The sequence below is a fragment of the Bradyrhizobium archetypum genome, from assembly GCF_013114835.1.
Classification (GTDB): Bacteria; Pseudomonadota; Alphaproteobacteria; order Rhizobiales; family Xanthobacteraceae; genus Bradyrhizobium; species Bradyrhizobium archetypum.
The window spans coordinates 486,649-505,592 of the sequence record NZ_JAAVLW010000002.1 but is presented as its reverse complement, the minus strand read 5'-3'; the positions used below and the strand labels follow the sequence as shown (position 1 = coordinate 505,592).

Annotated in this window: 18 protein-coding genes; 5 read left to right on the top strand and 13 right to left on the bottom strand. The window is 61.8% G+C overall.

What is annotated here, in order from left to right:
• Positions 1 to 462 precede the first annotated feature (462 nt).
• A complete protein-coding gene (locus HCN50_RS06875; protein WP_171708869.1) occupies positions 463 to 744 on the bottom strand; it encodes a hypothetical protein in 282 nt (93 codons plus the stop codon).
• A gap of 393 nt (positions 745 to 1,137) precedes the next feature.
• Between HCN50_RS06875 and HCN50_RS06870 the strand changes: the two genes are divergently transcribed.
• Positions 1,138 to 1,530: a hypothetical protein gene (locus HCN50_RS06870; protein ID WP_171708868.1), complete on the top strand. Its 393-nt coding sequence runs from the start codon at positions 1,138 to 1,140 to the stop codon at positions 1,528 to 1,530.
• Positions 1,531 to 1,554: 24 nt separating this feature from the next.
• On the opposite strand, the gene HCN50_RS06865 is transcribed toward HCN50_RS06870, so the two are convergent.
• Positions 1,555 to 2,358 (bottom strand): enoyl-CoA hydratase-related protein, encoded by an 804-nt coding sequence (locus HCN50_RS06865; protein ID WP_171708867.1) that lies wholly within the window; start codon positions 2,356 to 2,358, stop codon positions 1,555 to 1,557.
• Between the two features lie 354 nt (positions 2,359 to 2,712).
• The gene (locus tag HCN50_RS06860; RefSeq protein ID WP_171708866.1) at positions 2,713 to 3,612 is read right to left on the bottom strand and encodes an RNA polymerase factor sigma-32; all 900 of its coding nucleotides are present in this window, start codon (positions 3,610 to 3,612) and stop codon (positions 2,713 to 2,715) included.
• 393 nt (positions 3,613 to 4,005) lie between these two features.
• Here HCN50_RS06860 and HCN50_RS06855 point away from each other — a divergent pair, with 393 nt between their 5' ends.
• Complete coding sequence (locus HCN50_RS06855; protein WP_171708865.1) at positions 4,006 to 4,299, top strand: hypothetical protein; 294 nt, start codon at positions 4,006 to 4,008, stop codon at positions 4,297 to 4,299.
• Between the two features lie 25 nt (positions 4,300 to 4,324).
• On the opposite strand, the gene HCN50_RS06850 is transcribed toward HCN50_RS06855, so the two are convergent.
• Positions 4,325 to 5,689 (bottom strand): ATP-binding protein, encoded by a 1,365-nt coding sequence (locus tag HCN50_RS06850; protein WP_171708864.1) that lies wholly within the window; start codon positions 5,687 to 5,689, stop codon positions 4,325 to 4,327.
• 74 nt (positions 5,690 to 5,763) lie between these two features.
• Positions 5,764 to 6,441: a response regulator transcription factor gene (locus HCN50_RS06845; protein WP_171709198.1), complete on the bottom strand. Its 678-nt coding sequence runs from the start codon at positions 6,439 to 6,441 to the stop codon at positions 5,764 to 5,766.
• 427 nt (positions 6,442 to 6,868) lie between these two features.
• Here HCN50_RS06845 and HCN50_RS06840 point away from each other — a divergent pair, with 427 nt between their 5' ends.
• On the top strand, positions 6,869 to 7,099 hold the full coding sequence (locus HCN50_RS06840) for a hypothetical protein (protein WP_171708863.1): 231 nt from the start codon (positions 6,869 to 6,871) through the stop codon (positions 7,097 to 7,099).
• A 212-nt stretch (positions 7,100 to 7,311) separates the two neighbouring features.
• On the opposite strand, the gene HCN50_RS06835 is transcribed toward HCN50_RS06840, so the two are convergent.
• Positions 7,312 to 8,598, bottom strand: coding sequence for a hypothetical protein (locus HCN50_RS06835; RefSeq protein ID WP_171708862.1), 1,287 nt, complete (start codon positions 8,596 to 8,598; stop codon positions 7,312 to 7,314).
• A gap of 94 nt (positions 8,599 to 8,692) precedes the next feature.
• On the opposite strand from HCN50_RS06835, the gene HCN50_RS06830 reads away from it, so the two are divergent.
• Both HCN50_RS06830 and HCN50_RS06825 read left to right on the top strand, forming a co-directional pair.
• A complete protein-coding gene (locus HCN50_RS06830) occupies positions 8,693 to 9,874 on the top strand; it encodes an efflux RND transporter periplasmic adaptor subunit (protein WP_235976804.1) in 1,182 nt (393 codons plus the stop codon).
• The gene (locus tag HCN50_RS06825) at positions 9,871 to 12,981 is read left to right on the top strand and encodes an efflux RND transporter permease subunit (RefSeq protein ID WP_171708861.1); all 3,111 of its coding nucleotides are present in this window, start codon (positions 9,871 to 9,873) and stop codon (positions 12,979 to 12,981) included. The genes HCN50_RS06830 and HCN50_RS06825 overlap by 4 nt, the downstream gene beginning before the upstream one ends.
• Before the next feature lie 360 nt (positions 12,982 to 13,341).
• Here HCN50_RS06825 and HCN50_RS06820 read toward each other — a convergent pair whose 3' ends face one another.
• From HCN50_RS06820 to HCN50_RS06790, 7 genes are all read right to left on the bottom strand, one after another.
• The gene (locus HCN50_RS06820) at positions 13,342 to 13,608 is read right to left on the bottom strand and encodes a hypothetical protein (RefSeq protein ID WP_171708449.1); all 267 of its coding nucleotides are present in this window, start codon (positions 13,606 to 13,608) and stop codon (positions 13,342 to 13,344) included.
• Between the two features lie 79 nt (positions 13,609 to 13,687).
• Positions 13,688 to 14,251 carry a DUF2848 family protein gene (locus tag HCN50_RS06815; protein ID WP_235976803.1) on the bottom strand — a complete coding sequence of 188 codons (564 nt, stop codon included), beginning with the start codon at positions 14,249 to 14,251 and terminating at the stop codon, positions 13,688 to 13,690.
• Between the two features lie 25 nt (positions 14,252 to 14,276).
• Entirely contained in the window at positions 14,277 to 14,906 is a 630-nt protein-coding gene (gene msuE, locus HCN50_RS06810) for an FMN reductase (RefSeq protein WP_171708860.1), read from the bottom strand.
• A gap of 9 nt (positions 14,907 to 14,915) precedes the next feature.
• Positions 14,916 to 16,040, bottom strand: coding sequence for an LLM class flavin-dependent oxidoreductase (locus HCN50_RS06805; protein ID WP_171708859.1), 1,125 nt, complete (start codon positions 16,038 to 16,040; stop codon positions 14,916 to 14,918).
• 54 nt (positions 16,041 to 16,094) lie between these two features.
• Positions 16,095 to 16,988, bottom strand: coding sequence for an NAD(P)-dependent oxidoreductase (locus HCN50_RS06800; RefSeq protein WP_171708858.1), 894 nt, complete (start codon positions 16,986 to 16,988; stop codon positions 16,095 to 16,097).
• A gap of 21 nt (positions 16,989 to 17,009) precedes the next feature.
• Positions 17,010 to 17,999 (bottom strand): ABC transporter permease, encoded by a 990-nt coding sequence (locus tag HCN50_RS06795; protein ID WP_171708857.1) that lies wholly within the window; start codon positions 17,997 to 17,999, stop codon positions 17,010 to 17,012.
• The gene (locus HCN50_RS06790) at positions 17,999 to 18,868 is read right to left on the bottom strand and encodes an ABC transporter permease (RefSeq protein ID WP_171708856.1); all 870 of its coding nucleotides are present in this window, start codon (positions 18,866 to 18,868) and stop codon (positions 17,999 to 18,001) included. Before HCN50_RS06790 ends, HCN50_RS06795 begins: the two co-directional genes overlap by 1 nt.
• Positions 18,869 to 18,944 lie beyond the last annotated feature (76 nt).

Below are 18,944 nucleotides of genomic sequence, written 5' to 3'. Positions count from 1 at the left end.
CTTTCGGCCCAGCTCTAGCCGCTCGACCAGAACCGGTCGAGCTGTGACTCCTGCCACAGCTTCAGCGAGGTTGCCAGGCAGCGGTTTAACAGCCTGAGTTCCTGATGAGCGCAGTTCTCGTCTGGCAAGATCGATTTCCCATCCCGCGCATACGTAGGCGGGGCGCTGGCCTTGCCCAACCATCATTGGGATAGCCCCAAGCAGTTTCTAAGTTTTCTGGCAGTACCATCCGCCCTCAAATAGAAAAAGCAATTCGCCCAAAGGCAAAGGTGACCTGCAATCCGGCACAGATTTGCCGGACGACATGCCGAGCCAAGAAGTGTGGCCAAGAGTCGAGCCAGTAACCGCCCTGCAGGCCTTCGCTTCGCGCCCACGATGTTCAGCGACAGCCCCGCATTCATGATCGATAGCTAGAAGGTCGCCAAGCGACGAGCGCCGGTCAACGCACACAATCCGCTTTCTTCAACAGCCGCGGCAGATAGATCCTTCGAGCATCTTCTCAAGCCGTGCGTCGTCCTTGTCGATGGTAGGATCCGTGCCGAGCAGCGGCCCCTTCATGGCGTGACCACCGATGCCGGATGACGGCAGTGCGGTGCCCAGGGAATTCGTTCCCGGCGCAGCGGCGCTCGTACCGAGCGCACCGCCGCTCGCCATCGACATGTGCGATCCCCCGCCGCCGCGGGCAGACGCCGCGCTCGAGAGCGCAAGGCAGGCGGCGATGCAAAGAAACGAAAGCGGCCTCATGGCTCATACTCCACGTGTTACGGTTACCTGGACTTAGAGCTAGGCGCCTCACGCGTTTTGACCATGCACAATCACGCGAGCGGATCATTACAACGGAGACAGGATTCTGTTTCGAAGCAGCGCAAAACCCTCTTCACCGTCGATGACGCATACCCTTCGGCCGATATTCCGCGAGCTTCTCGTAAGAGTGATGCACACGCACCGACGCTTTCCAACCGGAATGCCTATCCACTATGGAAACGAAGCCCCACCGACCGAGCAGCGATCATCGCTTGTCGGGGCGAAACGTACTCGTGATGCGGAGGTCGATGAGGGCCTCAGAGCGTTAGCATCGTTATCGAGAATGCGCTTCGATCGGCACGCTGAGACCGAACTAGGGCAAAATCAGTGCACATGATCGACGTGGACGGCGACCTCGCCAGCTACGACATCGGCCAGCTACTCGCGCTGCGCGGCGGTCAGCAGGCCCAGCGCCCGAACGGCCTCCAGCATATTTGCGCGGCGCCGAGCGCTCAGCGCCGAATTGACGGGAACGGCAACCTGCGAGGGCAGAGACGCGAGCGAACCCGTTCGAGGCTTGGAGGCTCTTCAAACGAGTCCGCAACCGCCACCGCTGCCTTCCCCCTCGAAGAAATGCAATTCATTCTGTTGCCCGCGCGTGTCTGCACGCTGCTTGACACATGCCGGCGGAATCCGGTTTGCTGTGGCGACTTAGTTACACTGATCCGTTTCGGGCACTACCAAGCCCGCATTCCGGCGGCTGCGCCGCCGAATAACGGGATCTAATGATCGATGGAGAAGGCACGCCCGTTAGGTGCCGACATAATTCGGTGGACGGCCTTCCGCCTCCGCTTTGCGCCCCTCAAGAAAATCGTTCGTGCGGTATAGCGCGCCATATTGTGCATCGAGTTCGCAGTAGGCTGCGTCCTCCCCCGCATCTATCGCGAGGTGGGCTAATGCGAGGGTCGTCCGGATGCCGAGCGGCGCGCAGCGGGCGACCCGTCCCGCGATCTCGATACCAAGAGCAAGCGCCTTCTCGCGGTCAGACGCGATCTCCTGAACGACACCAATGCGGCGCGCTTCGTCCGCTCCCCAATGGTCGCCCGTCAACATGTATCTCATCGCGTTCGCCCAGCCTGCCTCGCGGACGAACCTCACGGTCGCACCACCACCCGAAAAGCGACCATGAGTGTTTTCATCCTGGCCGAACCGGACATCGGCGGCAGCGATCCGGACATCCGCGGTGAGCAGGAGTTCATGCCCCATGTTCCATGTATCACCATGCGCGACCACAATGAGCGGTTTGCTCAAGCGCTTGATCTTTCCGAGAGGATCCAGCTCTCCTTCGACGAGTTCAGTCGGCTTTCCGGTCTTGGCAAGCTCGGTGAATGCGTCGACATCAACGCCGCGCGAGAAGTTCTCACCCTGGCCAAAAAGTACGGCTGCTCTCAGCGAACTTTCGTGATCGTAGTCGTAATAGACTTTCGCGAGTGCATGATACGCCTCGGGGTCAATACGATTGTGGATGTAAGGTCGGTTGATCCCGATCAGAAGGATATGTCCTTGACGTTCGATCGTAATCTTGGCGCCGCTTTCGGTGGATTCATCGTCCATAGTTGTGTCCTTTAACTTCACATTGCGACTATTGCTGCCGCTCCAATTGCTGCTGCGGCATTCTCCGGCTCGCGCCAGAGGTCTTCGACCCCAACCCCGGTCAGGAGAACCACTGCCGTGAGTCCAGGCTCAGGCCTTCATATGCGAGCGCTCTGACGACCGAAGGCCTCGTCTTCATCCGCGCGAGATAGCCGCTGAGCCGCTTTGGTACTTCGATCTCAACCTTGCCAGCCCACATCAGCATCACGACGAGATATGGGTCTGCGATGACAAGCTGGGCGGTAAGCCCGGTCGGCGAAAACGAGCTGGTCGAGCTGCAAAGCCCCGGAGCAACACTCGGGACTTGGCTACCTCTCACACCGGGAGAAGAGCGGGTCGCAAATTCCTGGTGGCCGCGCGCCTGACCTTTTCGAAGGCCACGGTTTCGATTTGCCGCACGCGCTCGCCGGAAATGGACAGCTCACGCCCGAGTTCCTCAAGGCTCGGCGGATCCTCGCTGAGCCGCCGCGCCGCGAACACACGACGTTCACGCGCCGTCAGCACGTCAAGGGCTGACTGGAGTGCTCTTGCCTTTCGCGCGCTTTCATCCTGCTCGGTGACGATCGCCTCGGCATTCGGCGATTGATCGACCAGTGTTGCCTCCCATTCGGTCGCCCCATCGTCATTGACGGGCCTGTTCAGGGAAAGGTCCCCTGTCAGGCGGCTGCTCATCTCGATCACTTCGCGAAGCGGGACCGCGAGCTCACGCGCGACGGCCTCGGCCACCTCCTGCGTGAGCCCCGTCTTGTCGCCTCCGAACTTGCGCATGGCGCGCCTAAAGCCAAAGAACAGCTTCCGCTGGGCGGCCGTGGTCCCCATCTTGACCAGCGAGCGCGACCGCAGAATGTAATCGTGGATGGCGGCCTTGATCCACCACAGGGCATAGGTGGAAAACCTTGCACCGTGGCCAGGCTCAAAATGCGAGGCCGCGATGACGAGACCGAGATTGGCCTCGCCGATCAGATCGGCAAGCGGAAGGTCGTATCGCTGATAGCGCCGCGCGACCTTTGCCGCCAGGCGTAGATGGCTGATCACAAGCGTATCGGTCGCCCGGCGGTCCCGATGCTCCTGCCAGCGCCGTGCAAGCTGCTGCTCACGCGGCTGTTCGAGCAGAGCGTATCGCTTGATCAGGGAGACGTATTCATCGGCGAGATCCCGCGATCTGTCGCCGGTCAACATCTCTCGCCTGTCTATGGTCGTGCTGTGCGCGTTCATGGGTAGCTCCAATCCATCGGGTCCGGCAGCTGAACCCTAGGAGACGACACCACAGCGCATCTATTAAATTGGGATTCAGGATTCTAAATTCGCCGTTAGCGTGCGCGCCATTCCGGTCTCGAATTTCAAAATTGCACGATCCGTCTGGACAGCAACTTCGAAGCAACCGCTTCCCGTGCGACGCCCCCCGATAAGGCTCAAGATTGGTTGAGCTTTGTAAAAGGCAATTTAGTGGGGTGACGCCGCCCTCGCCCTACATCTCCACCATGCATCCGCTCTCCGGGTGCAGTTTCAAACGAGCAGTTCGCGTTCGAAGAACGCACGTCCCTTGCGGCGCGCGGCCGCGCTTGCGCGTCCAGCGAATTCCCGCATCGACAAACATGGAGAAAGACAATGATCTCGATCAAGACAATCGCCGTCGCGGGACTGCTGTCGATGATGGCAGCAGCCCCCGCTTTCGCGCAGGAAGCCATCCAGGAGCCTGGTGCTTTCGCATTCTTTTACCCGAACCTGGACGTCCTGAATGGTGGTGCGCCCACGCCGGCCTACAGGATGGAAGGGCTGCCGCCCTCGGTGATGCAATCCTATAATGAGCGGGAAAGCGGCTTGGCCGGTCCAAACGTCTGGCAGCACAGCCGGGTCCATCACGCGTCCGGCACCGTGCATGATGGCCGCCGGCATGGATGACCCTGGCCGAACAGCTCGCCGCCCCCTATCTCCGGCCGGCTTGCTCATCGGGGCAAATGATCTCCACCCGGCCCCCCGGGCCGGAGTGGATGATCAAACGAAATCCGTGCAACTTCACGATGGCCGAAACCAGGTTGAGTCCGAGGCCGACGCCTGGCGTGTTGCGAATCTTGTCCGATCGATAGAATCGGCGCAGAACGGCGTCGTGTTCCTGATCGCTGATCCCCGGCCCCGTGTCCGTCACGCGCAGGATGGTTTCTCCCTGGCCGCGCAGCAGATCCAGCCTGACCGCGCCGTTTTCAGGCGTGAACTTGATGGCGTTGTCGACGAGATTGGCGACCGCCTCCAGCAGCAGATCCCTATCGCCGTGCACATAAAGCTTGCCTGACGTATCCACGTTCAGCGCGATGTGCTTGTCTTCTGCGATCGGCTCGTACATGTCGCAGACCTCACGCAGCATTTCGTCGAGCGCCACCCTTCCGAATGCAGACGACCGGCGGCTGCTTTCGATTTCGGCCAGGCGCAGCAGCGCCGTGACAATCGACAGTGACTGGTCAATGCCAGCAATGGCCTTGTCGGTGGTCTCCTGAAGCCGCTCCAGCGAGGTCGCATTGGTACGGCCGCGTTCGAGCGTCAGGCGTGCGCGCGTCAGCGGCGTTCTGAGATCGTGGGCGATGTCGTTGCCGACGCCCGCCAGCGCGTTGATGGTGGTCTCCAGCTCATCGAGCATGCCGTTGACGATGGCCGCTAGCCTCGAGAACGGTTCATCGATGTTCCCGTGTGGCAATCGCTCGCGCAGGTCGCCTGCGATGATGCGCTGGACCCGCAAGTTGACCTCTTCGACACGTCTCTGCGCGCGAACGCTCAGCCACGCGCCTGCCAGCAGCCAAAAGCAGAATGCGGGCAGCAATCCAAACGCGAGGGCCCCTCCGACAACCCTGGATATCTCCCCTGTTTCGTCGACGTTGCGTCCAATTACCAATACATTGCCGTGATCAAGCGCCCGCGCGACGGCTCTGACCAATGGCACATTGACCTCCTTGTCATCAACTCGCGAGAGCCGCACGCTTTTTACCGGAGCACCGATCTCGAGCCCGCCCGGCAGGCCTGCGACATTGCCGGCAAGCCGACTTCCCTTCGCATCGAAGACGCCGGCAAACTGGACGCCGCGGGAGTCCTGCCCCAGATGATCGTCGAGAGCGGCGATCAGACGATCGAGCGGCAACGCCGCAAAAAAATTGACCTGCGTCGTGATCATCCGATCTGAACGCGCGATCAGGTAGCTGTCTATTTTGAAGTAAATGAACCCGAACAGGATGGTGACAAAAGCTGCAAACAGGCCTGCCAGTGCTGCGGCCCAGTGAAACGTGTTGGAGCGCACGAATTGCATCTGACGCTTCGGGACCTGCCGCCCAATTGCCTCACCGGGCCCGCGCGGGTGCCCGCCACGATCGCTAAAATTGCTCAGGGTACTGCGCGCAGAATGAACCCTGCGCCGCGGACATTGTGAATCATCGGGGTGTCGCCCGGGCCGTCCACCTTGTGCCGCACGCGGCCCATATGCACGTCAACCAGGTTGGTTGCCGGAACGAACTTGTAATTCCACACCTCTTCGAGCAGCATCGCCCGCGTCAACAACTGATCGCACCGTCGCATCATGTACTCGAGCAGCCGAAACTCGCGCGGCAACAGATCGATGTTGCGATCGCCACGCCTCGCCGTGCGCTCGATCAGATCGAGTTCAAGTTGCCCTACCCGCAAGATGGTTTCCCGCGTTTCCAGCGGGCGACGAAGTAACGCCTCTATGCGCGCGACGAGTTCGACGATCGCAAACGGCTTGGTGAGGTAATCGTCGCCGCCCATCCGCAATCCGCGCACTCGGTCATCGACCGCGCCAAGCGCGCTCAGCACGAGCACAGGCGTCCGCACCTGATCTTTCCGCAGCGACTCGATCACGGTGAGACCATCCATTCCCGGCAGCAGGCGGTCGACTATCATGGCGTCCGGCCGCAGATTACGCGCCTTGGCAAGCCCGTCCAGCCCGTCCGAGGACCATTCCACGTCGAAGCCGCGATCAGCCAGTTCGGCGGTGATTTCTCCCGCCGTCTCTTTGTCATCTTCTATGAGGAGAACCTTCGTCATCTGATCAGTCCGATTGCCCTCAAGATGCGCACTCGCGGCGGTTATAATGATACGCTGGCCAGCCGACAAAGCCATGGCGAGGCCCGCACATCTCACGTTCAGGGAACCAGACGGCGCCGCCATCCCTTAGGGGATCCGGCAGGCACCATCCGCCCGGCAGCCATTCCGCCGCCTCGGGACGAGCACAGCAGGACCGTCCCAAACAGGTAGCCCTTGTCGGCGAGTAGCACCAATAAATAGAGATTTAATCAATCGGCACGCCTGCACTATCACTTCAGCCGCCGCGATTTCGGGCAGATCGAGGCCTGCGTCATCCTCACGTCGAGTTGAAAGCGCGTGAAGCGATATTCGCTTTGGACGAGGACAGGCGAGCCGCACGTCAGACGAAGAAGCCAACCCGGCTTCCCCTCACCGAATGGAGAATACCATGCGCAAAGTGAAACTCCTGTCGGCTGCGCTGCTCGCCGCGGCCGCCCTCGCCACACCGGCGCGCGCCGCCACGCACAGCACGCGGCATGTCGTAACCAACGACTATGCGAATATGGCATCCGTCACGCGTTCGGCCGATCGCGGTAGCTGCGTCCGCGCACCGGACGTCGGTGCGTATGCCACTGCACCTTGGACCGTGCCGCCTTGCGAGCCCAACACGGGTTACTGATCCACGCGCTGCGATTGACGACGCATGATGGGCTGGCGGGATTTCCGCCAGCCCGTTTCTTTACCGCGCGCACGGCGCTCGCCTTTTATGCCCGTCTGGCGCTGCGCTCTTCGTGAACGCGACTAACGCCGAATTTAATGGATGCGTTGTGCATCGCACCTACCTGTCACCCATCCGACGTTGGCTCGCGCAGCTCGCTGAAAGTTAGCGCGTCACGGCGCCGAGCAATCTGACTGAAAAGGAGTGTCACGATGAAACGGATGATTGCGATATTGGCAACAGCTCTTCTTGCTTCGAGCCTGCTGGCGGGCGCCGCCGAAGCCCGCGGTGGTGGCGGTGGTCACGGCGGAGGTTTTGGAGGCGGCTTCGGTGGCGGAGGCCATATGGGCGGCGGCTTTGGTGGCGGAGGCCACATCGGAGGCTTTGGCGGCGGCGCCCATATCGGCGGCATGGGTGCCGGGGAACACGTGGGAGGCCTCGGCTATGGCCACATCGGCAGCGTCGGTCACATTGGCGCGCATGGCTTCGGACTCCACCAGCACGCTCTGCATCGCTTCGGCGCATACGGGCCAGGATACGGTTACGGATACTACTACGGTTATCCCGACTGCTACGACTGGTACTACCTGCACCCAACACCCCCTTGCCGCTGAGCTGTAGCTGAACTCGCCGCGCAAACCTCTGCGTGCGCGGGCCGTCGGTTCGGAGGACGTTTTTCCGGTCTTCTTGGCGTCCTCCGGACCGATCTTCCCCCAACAGCCGGGCAGATGTCGCGTGGACTTCGCTCCACGCGTTCGTCGTGCCGACTGAACGACACTGGAGAGCAACATGAAACGCTTCCTGATGATCACGGCAGCCTCGGCCTTGCTGTGCGGCCGAGCCTTCGCGCAGCAGGCTGCGGTGATGCCGACGCCTTCGCTCTCGGCCACATCGCCGCTTGGCATGGTGCCAAACGCGCCGGTCGGCGGCACCGGGATCCCGCTCGGCGCAACGGAAATCGCATCCCCCGGCGTAAGTCCGGCGCCGACCGGCACGATCGGTAGCACCGTATGCTCGACCATCGGTACGGCACCCTCGACGATGTTCGGATCGACAGCCACCTTCGACGGGGGCGGCGTGGCAGTCGGGACCGTCACGCCGCAGAGCACGATGTCCACGATGCCGATGGCGGGAGCGCCAATGTCGTCGGCAATGTCGTCATCGGGCATTCCGCCGACATCGGCCCTGATCGACACGTCCGGGATGTCGAGCATGTGCGGCGCGGGATCGGGCAACCTTGCCGCATCATCGATGCCGACCTCTCCGGTGGCGCCCGGCGGCGTGATGCGGACCGGCATTCCAATGGGCTCGACTGAGATCGGCAATCTCGGGATCAGCTCCGCCGCGGCGGTGCCGACCATTACCGTGACACCCACCGTCAGCACCATCGCGCCAGCGATCCCGACGGTGCCCGCTGTCACACTTCCGACCCCGAACACGACAGCCGTCGCTGCGCCCACGGACCCCATCACAGGGGCGCCGAACACGATACCCGGCCTTTCAGCCGCCGCTACGATGCTCCGTTGATCGGAAACCCACTCGCGAGAAGCAGCCATGAAAATGAAAGTCGCAATACCAGCAGTCGTGTTCGGCGTCGCCGCCTCAGGCGGCCTTCTCTATCTGACGCACGCCAATACGTTCAAAGCCGCCGCCGCCGCGGCGGCGGCGCCAGCTCCGGTGCCCGTCGTTGCCGGCGTAGTCGCCGAGCATGACGTGCCAATTTACCAGAACGGCGTCGGCACCGTGATCGCCTACAACACCGACGTCGTGCGCGCCCAGATCCAGGGCCAGATCATCAGCATCAACTTCACCGAAGGACAGACCGTCCATGCGGGTGACCTGCTCGCGCAAATCGATCCGCGTCCCTACCAGGCGCAGATCGACCAGTTCGAAGGAAATCTGCAGCGCGATCAGGCTCAATTGACCAATGCCCGCGCCAATCTCACGCGTTACAGCCAACTTGGCGACAAGGGCTGGGCCACGCCACAATTGATCGAAACGCAGAAAGCGCAGGTCGGCCAGTTGGAAGCCGCGATCAAGACTGACCAGGCGCTGATCGACGCTGCCAAGGTGCAACTCAGCTACACCCGCCTGACCTCGCCGATCGACGGCGTGGTGGGCATTCGCCAGATCGACGTTGGCAACATCATCAGCCCGACGACGACCAACGGCCTTGTCGTCGTGACGCAGCTCGATCCCGTCTCGCTGATCTTCACCCTGCCGGAAGGGGTGCTGCCGCAGATCGTAACGCAACAGCAGGCCAGTAGCACGCCGCTGCCGGTGCTCGCCTATGATCAGGCCAATTCGGTCCAGCTCGGACAGGGCAAGCTCGCGCTGGTCAACAACGAGATCCTGCAGACCACCGGCTCGATCCAGCTCAAGGCCAACTTTCCCAACAAGTCCCGCGAGCTGTGGCCGGGTGAGCTGGTAAATGCGCGGCTGCTAGTTACGACCCGGCACAACGGCCTGACCGTTTCCGCCAACGTCGTGCAGCAGGGGCCGAACGGCGCCTATGCCTATGTCATCAGGCAGGACAATACCGTGGCGATGCGGCCCATCAAAGTCGCGCAGATCACCGACGGTGAAGCACTGATCGATTCCGGCCTGAAGGCGGGCGAGCAGGTGGTGGTCGACGGACAATACCGGCTGCAGCCGGGCACACACATCACGATCCTGCACGGCGAAGCGGCCGAGGAAGCGACGGCACAGCAGGCACAACAGGCGATGATCCCATGAACATTTCCGCGCCGTTCATTCAGCGGCCGATCGCGACCGCGCTCCTGATGGTCGGCCTGTTGGTCGGCGGCCTCGTCGCCTACCCGCTGCTGCCGGTCGCGGCATTGCCAAACGTCAACTATCCGACGCTTCAGGTCACGGCGCAGCTACCGGGCGCCGATCCGCAGACCATGGCAGCGTCAGTGGCGACGCCGCTCGAACTTCAGTTCGGCCAGATTCCGGGTCTCACCCAGATGACCTCGGCGAGCGCCCTCGGCTTCACCCAGATCACGCTGCAGTTCGATCTGAACCGCCAGATCGACGGAACGGTCAGCGACACGCTGTCGGCGATCAACGCCGCGAGCCCGTTCCTGCCGGCAGGCATCCCCTATCCGCCGACGATCCGCAAGGTCAATCCGGCCGATACGCCGATCCTCGTGCTCGGCCTGACCTCGGACAGTCTGCCGCTGACCACAGTGGATGCGTACGCGGAAAACATCCTGCTGCAGAAGATATCGCAGATACCGGGCGTCGGTCTCGTCGGCATCGGCGGCCAGCAAAAGCCCGCCGTGCGCGTGCAGCTCGATCCGCAGGCGCTTGCCGCGCGCGGCATCAATCTGGAGGACGTCCGCACGGCGCTCGGCCAGGCCAATGTCGATATGCCGAAAGGCACGCTCAACAGCCCGCGCCAGACTTTCACGCTAAACACCAACGACCAGCTCTTGAAGGCGGAGGACTACGCCAATCTCGTGATCGCCTATCGAAACGGCTCGCCGGTCCGTATCCGCGACGTCGGCCGCGCCGTCAGCGCGCCGGAAAACGACCTGATCGCCGGCTGGTACAACAACCGGCGCGCCATCATCCTGGCGATCCAGCGCCAGCCCGGCGCCAACGTCATCGACACCGTCGAGCGGATCAAGGCGGAAATGCCGGTGCTACAGGCCTCGATCCCGCCCGCGATCAAGGTCAATGTCATCTCCGATCGCACCGATACGGTCCGCGCATCCATCCACGACGTTCAGTTCACGCTGATGCTGACGGTTGCGCTGGTGGTGATGGTGATCTTCATCTTCCTGAGAAACTTCTGGGCAACAGTCATCCCGGCGGTTACCGTTCCACTGTCGCTGATCGGCACGCTCGCTGTCCTCTACGAACTCGGCTACAGCCTCGACAACCTATCGCTGATGGCGCTGTCGATCGCCGTCGGCTTCGTGGTCGACGACGCCGTGGTCGTGATCGAGAACATCGTACGGCACATGGAAGGCGGCGCCACGCCATTCGAGGCGGCGCTGAAGGGCGCCGGCGAGATCGGATTCACCATCATGTCGATCACGCTGTCGCTGATCGCGGTGTTCATTCCGCTGTTCCTGATGGGCGGATATGTCGGGCTGCTGTTCCGCGAATTTGCCGTCACCGTCAGCGTAGCCCTGGTGCTGTCGCTCCTGATCTCGCTGACTTTGACGCCGATGATGTGCGCGCGGCTGCTCAAGCCGGAAAACAGGACGCACGGACGGCTGTTCAGCATCCTCGAAGGTGGCTTCAATTCACTACTCGAAGTCTATGTGGCCGGTCTCAAGATCGTGCTTCGTCACCGCTTCATCACCTTGCTGACGATGTTTGCGACCATCGGGCTGACCGGCTATCTCTACGTCGTCATCCCCAAAGGCTTCTTTCCGCAGCAGGACACCGGGCTGATCATCGGCCTGTCCGAAGCAGCTCAGGACATTTCCTATTCTGCGATGGCCGAGCGTCAGCAGGCGCTGCTCAACGCCATCATGCAGGATCCGGCGGTCGCATCGGTCGGCTCGGCGATCGGTGCCGGCGGCGGCAATACCACTGTCAACAATGGTCGCGTCTACATTGCGCTCAAGCCCTACAAGCAACGCGACAGCATGGAGACGGTGCTCGCTCGCTTGCGGAAAAATCTGGCGAATATCCAGGGCGTCACGCTCTACATGCAGGCCGCGCAGGACATCACCATCGGCGGCCGCGTTTCGAAAACGCAATATCAGTACACGCTGGGCGACGCCGATCCAGGCGAGTTGAACCACTGGGCGGCCTTGTTCCTGGAGCAGATCAAGAAGGTTCCCGGCATTACGGACATCGCGACCGACCAGCTCAATTCCGGTCCTCTGCTCGACATCGCCATCAAGCGAGAGGTGGCCTCAAGCTACGGCATCCTGCCGTTCACGATCGACAACACGCTCGACGACGCCTTTGGCCAACGCATCGTGTCGACCATGTATACGACCCTGAATCAGTATCATGTGATCATGGAGGTCGATCCGAAATTCCAGTACTCTCCAGAGGCGCTGACCGGAATCTATGTGAAATCCTCCACCGGACAGGAAGTGCCGCTATCGACGCTGGTCGACAGCGTGGTCAAGGTCGCCCCGCTCGTTATCAACCATCAGGGGCAGTTCCCGTCGGTGACGATCTCCTTCAACCTGTTACCGGGAACCGCGATTGGCCAGGCGACCACCGCAATCCAGACCATCGAGAAGCAGCTCGGAAAGCCGCTCTCGCTGCAAACGAGCTTCCAGGGCAACGCGCAGGCGTTCGGGGACTCGCTGTCCACCACGCCAATCCTGATCGTGGCCGCGCTGTTCGTGATCTATCTGATCCTCGGCATCCTGTACGAGAGCCTGATCCACCCCATCACCATCATCTCGACGCTGCCATCGGCGGGGCTCGGCGCGCTGCTGCTGCTGATGGCGGTTCACCTCGATCTCAGCGTGATCGCGATCGTCGGCATCATTCTCCTGATCGGCATCGTCAAGAAGAATGGCATCATGCTGGTCGATTTCGCCCTGCATGTGGGCCAGCAGGAGGGACTATCGGCCGAAGACGCGATCTATCGCGCCTGCATCATGCGATTCCGGCCGATCCTGATGACCACAATGGCCGCCATGCTCGGCGGCGTTCCGATGATGCTTGGCACCGGTGCCGGCTCCGAGATTCGCCAGCCGCTCGGCTACGCCATCGTCGGGGGACTCACGGTGTCGCAGCTCCTCACGCTGTATACGACGCCCGTGGTCTACATCTACCTCGACAGGCTGCAGAGCTGGATATTCGGCAAGAAGAAGTCGGCGACGGAGGGAGACGGCAAGCTGATGGCGGCGGAATGACGGGAGAAATGGCGGACTCGCTGAGACGCGGTCCTGGTCGATACGTCCCTGACGGTAGATCAGTGCAACGCTCTCGCCGACGCCATTGTAGCGAGCCGGCGGTTATTTCCGTCGAGGATCCCTTGGAAGGCAACGAGATCGATTTGGAAGGAAACAAACTGGTCGTTATCGGGGTCGGCCATACCGACACCGACGATACGAGATGTCTACACATCACATCGATCGGATTGGTCCTCGCGGGCGATGCCGCGTGACCAGCCGGTCATCCGCGGACGCTCGTTCGGCTACCGGCCTTGTCGGTAAGGACCGACCCACTCGACCGACGGCCATGGACCGCACGAGCTTCGTACCAGAACAACCTTAACAAAGCACGACGAACGCGATCAAGACTAAACCAAAACACGTTAGGATCAACGAAGCCGACAATTGTCCTGCGCTCATATTGATCTGGTCGCAGGTTAGAGTCCTGCCCGCCCACCAGCAAATCAACGGCTTATGCTGGTCGACATACTCGGTGCCGAGGATGCCGGCGCCGGCTTCAATGCGAGCGCGCGTTCTCAAATCAATGCCATCCAAGGTCGCTAGCCCGAGACCGCGAAGCGTCGCGCCGACCTCGGATGCGCGCAAGGGCTGCCTCCAGCCGCGCGACGGCAAAAGGGTGCGAGCGTTCCTTTGTTGCTGTCATGACACCGTTTGGCGAGACGAATCAGGAGACGACTGGCAGGACGTCGACGTCGTAGCTATGGGTCAGGGAGCGGTTAAGGACCGGATCCTTCAGCTCAATCTCAAAACGCGTCTCCGGCCGAATGCCTCCGATCGCGCCCGGCGTCCCGCAGAACATCAGTGTGCCTGCGGACAGCGTGTCCGTTTCGGTGTAGCGACGAATGAGATCGCGCGGCGTCCTCAGCGAGGACACAGGGCTCTCTTGGTAGAGTACCCGTTTCCCGTCGATCGTCGCGCAGGAGCGAAGGACCAGTTCATCCCAATGCCCCTCGACTTCTGAATTGGACCAGAGCTGTGGGCCGATGGGCATGCCGCATAGTTGCTTTGAAAGGGCGATGCCCGAAGCTTCCGCCTTGCGGTCGGTATGGTCGGATGCGATGCCGACCCAAAGACCGTCAGCCATGGCGACAATCACTGACTCGACCTCGCCGGAAGTGTCCGGGCCAAGGATGGAAGGACAAGCAAGGGCGAGCCTGCGCCGAGGAGCCAGGTTCTGCTCTCTGCCTTCGCTGATTGCAGCACGGACGAGTTGGCTGGCGATCTCCATCTCAAACGAGACCTCTGCCAATGCCTCACGAAAACGCGCAGTCAAAGGTAGCGACCTGGTCGGACACACCGTCCTCAGCTGGCTGCAACCGCTGGCGACGGCCAGGATTGTGCGCTGTTACGAATGGACCGAGCTGGGCAACGGCACCATCGATCCGCTTCAAGGTATCAGAGCTTACCACACGGTCTCCGTCAAAATCCCGAGCCGATGCGTAGATCGCCGTCGGCATCGCATGCGCCATGAAGAATCCGAACAGCGGGCGCATAGATTGTTCGACGACCAGAGCATGCCGGTCACCTCCGCCGGTCGCGGTGATCACCACGGGCATGCCGCTCAGCGCGTTCGGATCCACGAGGTCGAACAGATGCTTGAAGAGGCCCGAGTACGATCCTTTGTAGACCGGCGATCCGACGACGAGAATGTCGGCCGTCTCGATCAATTCGATCACGCGCGCGAGACCATGCTTGATGGCATCGCGCTCGAAAGCCAGCCCCAGCTCCGGCAGGGCATCCGAAAGATCGAGATGGATGCCATCAACGCCGTAGCGCAGACTGATCGCTTCCAGCACCTGCCCGACAAGCGCATGAGTTTTCGATGGGCGTTTTAAATTACCGCTCAGTCCGATGAGCTTGACGGTCCCGCGTGGCCCAAGCATGTGATGCTCTTACCTCAGGCCGGTTTGCAGGAGCAGCGGATAGGTCTCGCGCTTGAACTCCTCCATGCCCGCGATGTATTTTGGCCACGACAGCAGGACACCGTCGAGTCCCATCTCCGACAGCTTCTCTAGGCCGTCGACGATCTGGTCCTTGGTTCCGATCAAGGGGTAGCCGCTCCAGCCGGCGATGAACCTCTCCTTCATCGCCTGCAGACGCTCCGGCGGTATCGTCTTGGCGTTCAGCCCCATCGTGTCGATCACGTTGCCGGCTGCTTCCCAGTCGCCCTTCACGTTGACGTAGTCGTTGTAGAAGGACTTCGCCTCCGCTTCGGTGCGCGCCTGCACGATATAGGCAAGGCTCCAGACCTTGAGGTCGCGGCCGAATTCCCGATGGGCCAAGTCGCGGTACGCTTTGATGCTGGCCTTGCAATCGTCGAAATTGGTCGAGGTCAGGACTGTATAAACGATGTCGCAGTGCTGTGCAGCGAAGCGCCGACCGCGTTCCGAACCACCGGCATTCATCACCGCCGGGAACGGCTTCTGAATGGGCTTCGGCTCCATATAGCCCCGCCGGATCTGGTAGTAGCGGCCCTCGTGATCGAACTCCTCTTCGCTCGACCAGAGCTTGCGCACGACTTCGAGCCATTCTTCGGCGCAGTCGTAACGCTCGTCGTGTCCCAGCATCGGAGTGCCAAACATGTCGATCTCGGGCTTATTCCAGCCGGTGACGATGTTGAGCGTGAATCGACCCTTAGTGATGTGATCGATGGTCATCGATTGCTTCGCAGCTACGATCGGATGATTGATGGTGACATGCGAAGTCGAGACAACGCCGGCGCGGGTCATCGCAGCACCGATGCCCGCAGCCCAGGTATAGGTTTCCAGCCCCGGGCCCTGAGGGTTGGTCGCACCTCCAAAACCGCGCCAACGCGCCACCGGCACAATCGCTTCGAAGTCCATCTCGTCGGCAAGCTTTGCGAGTGCCAGGGTATTGGGCCAGGAGATTTGCAGGCGCCCGTCGAGCGCCGACATCACGCAGCCGCTGTCCATATTGCTCTGGAACGTACCGAGCTTCAGTTTGCGCAAACCGAAGACGGGATTGGTCGCCGAACGCTGGTCCTGGGGAGTCATCATTTCATTGTTCTCCATTCGGCCGGGCCCTGGTCGCGGCCCTTTTTTTCAACAGGTTCACTTCGAAGCGTCTCCGCTTCGCCGGACCATCCGGTTGCGGAAGAATTGCGGATGAATGCCGAGATCCTCGGGTCCATGACCGGCCACGACGGCCGCGGAAAGCGCGCTGAGGATGCCCGAAGCCATCGGCATGGCTACGCCATTAACTGATCCAGTCGTCACCGCGTTGAGCACATCCTTGCGAAGGGCAGCCAGATCGAGCGTCAGCGTCGCCGGTCCTCCGAGCAGAACCGGCCTCTTGGTCGCCAGCCACGGATTGGCCGTGGGCGCCTGCCCGAGAACGTCGAGCATCTGGGGGATTGTCAGTCCCTCCTCCGCACCGAGTGCCAATCCCTCCGCCAGCGTCTGCAGATAAGCAGCCATCGACAGATTGACGATTAGTTTCATCGCGTTGCCCGCGCCAAGTGGGCCAAGATGAAGGACTTCCCGGGCCAGATGCGCCAGCACCGTCCTCGACCGTTCGATGTCTTCCTGAGCGCCGCCGGCAAGGACGAAAAGCTTGCCTTCCTCGACCGACGGGATCGTCCCAAGAACGGGCGCGCCGAGGAGACGCCCGCTGGCGCTCTCCACGCTCCGCGCAACCCGGCGGATCGTCTCCGGCTGCACCGTGCTCATTTCGACAAACAACTTGCCCGAGACCGGCGAGGAAAGAAGTCCGTCCGGATTTTCAAACAACCATCGGACCGCCGCGTCGTCGGTGACGATCGAAAGAATCACATCGGAATTGGCAACTACTTCGGCCGGACGCGCACACCACCGCGCGCCCACGCCAGCGAGGCTTTGCTCGCGCATATCGTCGACATCCCAGCCGCTGACTTCCAAGCCGCGGCTGACCAGCCGCCTGGCCACCGCCAGTCCCATGCGGCCAACGCCTATGACGCCTACTTTCATTTACCCACCTTTGTAGCCGGATTAAGCCGGCCGTTTGCGGCCGATACGCTGAAGTTCATAAAACCGCATTCTCAGGTGCTCGGCGTCCGCAAGCGCCACCGCAAAGAGAACAATGCCGGTGCCCAAATCTTGCGCGAACGGCGGGATGCCGACCGCTGACATGCCCGTCCGCAACATGCTCAGCAGCAGAACGCCTCCGGCGATTCCAAGCGGCGTGCCGCGCCCGCCGCTCAACGAAACACCGCCTATTATTGCCGCAGCCACGGCAGGAATCAGCGTGTTCGTCAACGCTGCGGGCGAGGCGGCGGCGATGCTGTAGCTGACCAGAGCGCCGCCCGTTGCCGCCAAAAAACCGGAAACGGCAAAGACACCGACAACCATCAAGCCGGCTCGGACGCCGGCGACGCGCGCCGCCTGCGGGTCGCTGCCCGTCGCGATGAGATCGCGACCGATGCGCGTGTAGGCAAGGATCAGTGCAGCGGCAACGAAAGTTGTGAGAGCGAAGATGCTGCGCAACGAAAAAATGGCGAGCACCGGTGAATTCACCATCAGCGCGACGTCCATCCGAGGATAGCCGACGGTCGCATTTCCGGTGATGACGTACCCTGCACCGGCAAGAGTCAGCAGTCCCCCCAGCGTCGCCGCCACCGAACTCAATCGCAGCGCGATAGTCAGAAAGCCTTGCGCTGCTCCTACTACCAGGCCCATGCAGCCTGCCGCCAGAATTCCCAGAAGCGGATCCTGCACCCCGCACAACACCGCCACGCATCCCGCGAAGTTGGTCATGCCCGCAACAGAGAGATCGAACTCCCGCGCGATCATGGTTAGTCCGAGGGCAAGCGCCGTCGGTCCGATCGTAGCGAACTGTTGCAGGACGCTGAAGGCGCTGCTGAGCGTGAGCACACGGCCTTGGCCATGGTCGATCGCCAGAACTGCGAGAAGGATCGGCACCGCCACCAGATAGGGACGGGCATCCCGCGACTTTAGAACGCCGCTCAGGCGAGCATCCATCATCTCTCTCCCGCTGCCTGCAGCACAATCGCCAGCAGCACTGCCACGCCGACGACGAGATATTGCAGCTGCGTGCTCAGCCCCCAGAGAACCAGCAGCGACTGGATCGTGGCGATGCCGAGCGCGCCAACGACTGCACGCAAGGGAGAGCCCGCACCGCCCTGTATGGCGTTGCCGCCGACAAGCAGCGCGCTGATGGCTGCATAGTCGTAACCGTTGCCAAGTTCGAAATCGCCCGAGCGATAACGCGCCGAAATCAGGATAGCCGCGACCCCGGTCGCCACTCCGGAAAGCAGGTAGGCGCCGACAGTCGTGGAGGCTGGCCGCGCGCCGACGATTTCTGCCGCCTTGCGATTGCTGCCGACCATGATCAGGCGCCGTCCGAACGAGGTCCGCGTAACAATCAACTGACCAACCAGCATCAGCCCCACGCAAACCATGACGGGGACCGGCAGATAGCCGATCGTGCCGGACAGGATTTCGCCTCCGCTGCCGGTCGGGTAAACCCCCTGCCCCCCCGTGATCCAGGTTCCCGCGCCGGTGATTATCGAGAGCGCGGCCAGCGAGACGATGATCGGATTGGCCCCGAGGTAGCCGACGAGCCAACCTTGCGCCGCCATCACTGCCGCGCTGAAGGCAAGGGCGGCAAAGATCGCGGCGAAAAGGCCAAAGGGCAGTGACGCGGTAAAGATGATTGTCGTTGCCGACAGCGTCACCCCCAAGCTGAACGAAACAACGTTGCCGCCCAGCGTGATGAACGTCATGCCGATTGCAACACATCCGGTAAAGGCCGCGGCGGTGAGAATCGAAAAAATGCTGATTTGGGTGAGGAAACCCGGGGTCAGCAGACCGACGGCGGCGACAGCCACCAGCGCGAGCAGCCGTACAGCGTCCTGCAACGATACGCGGGCCGCCGGCGAGACCGCCGACCGATTACAGGATGAC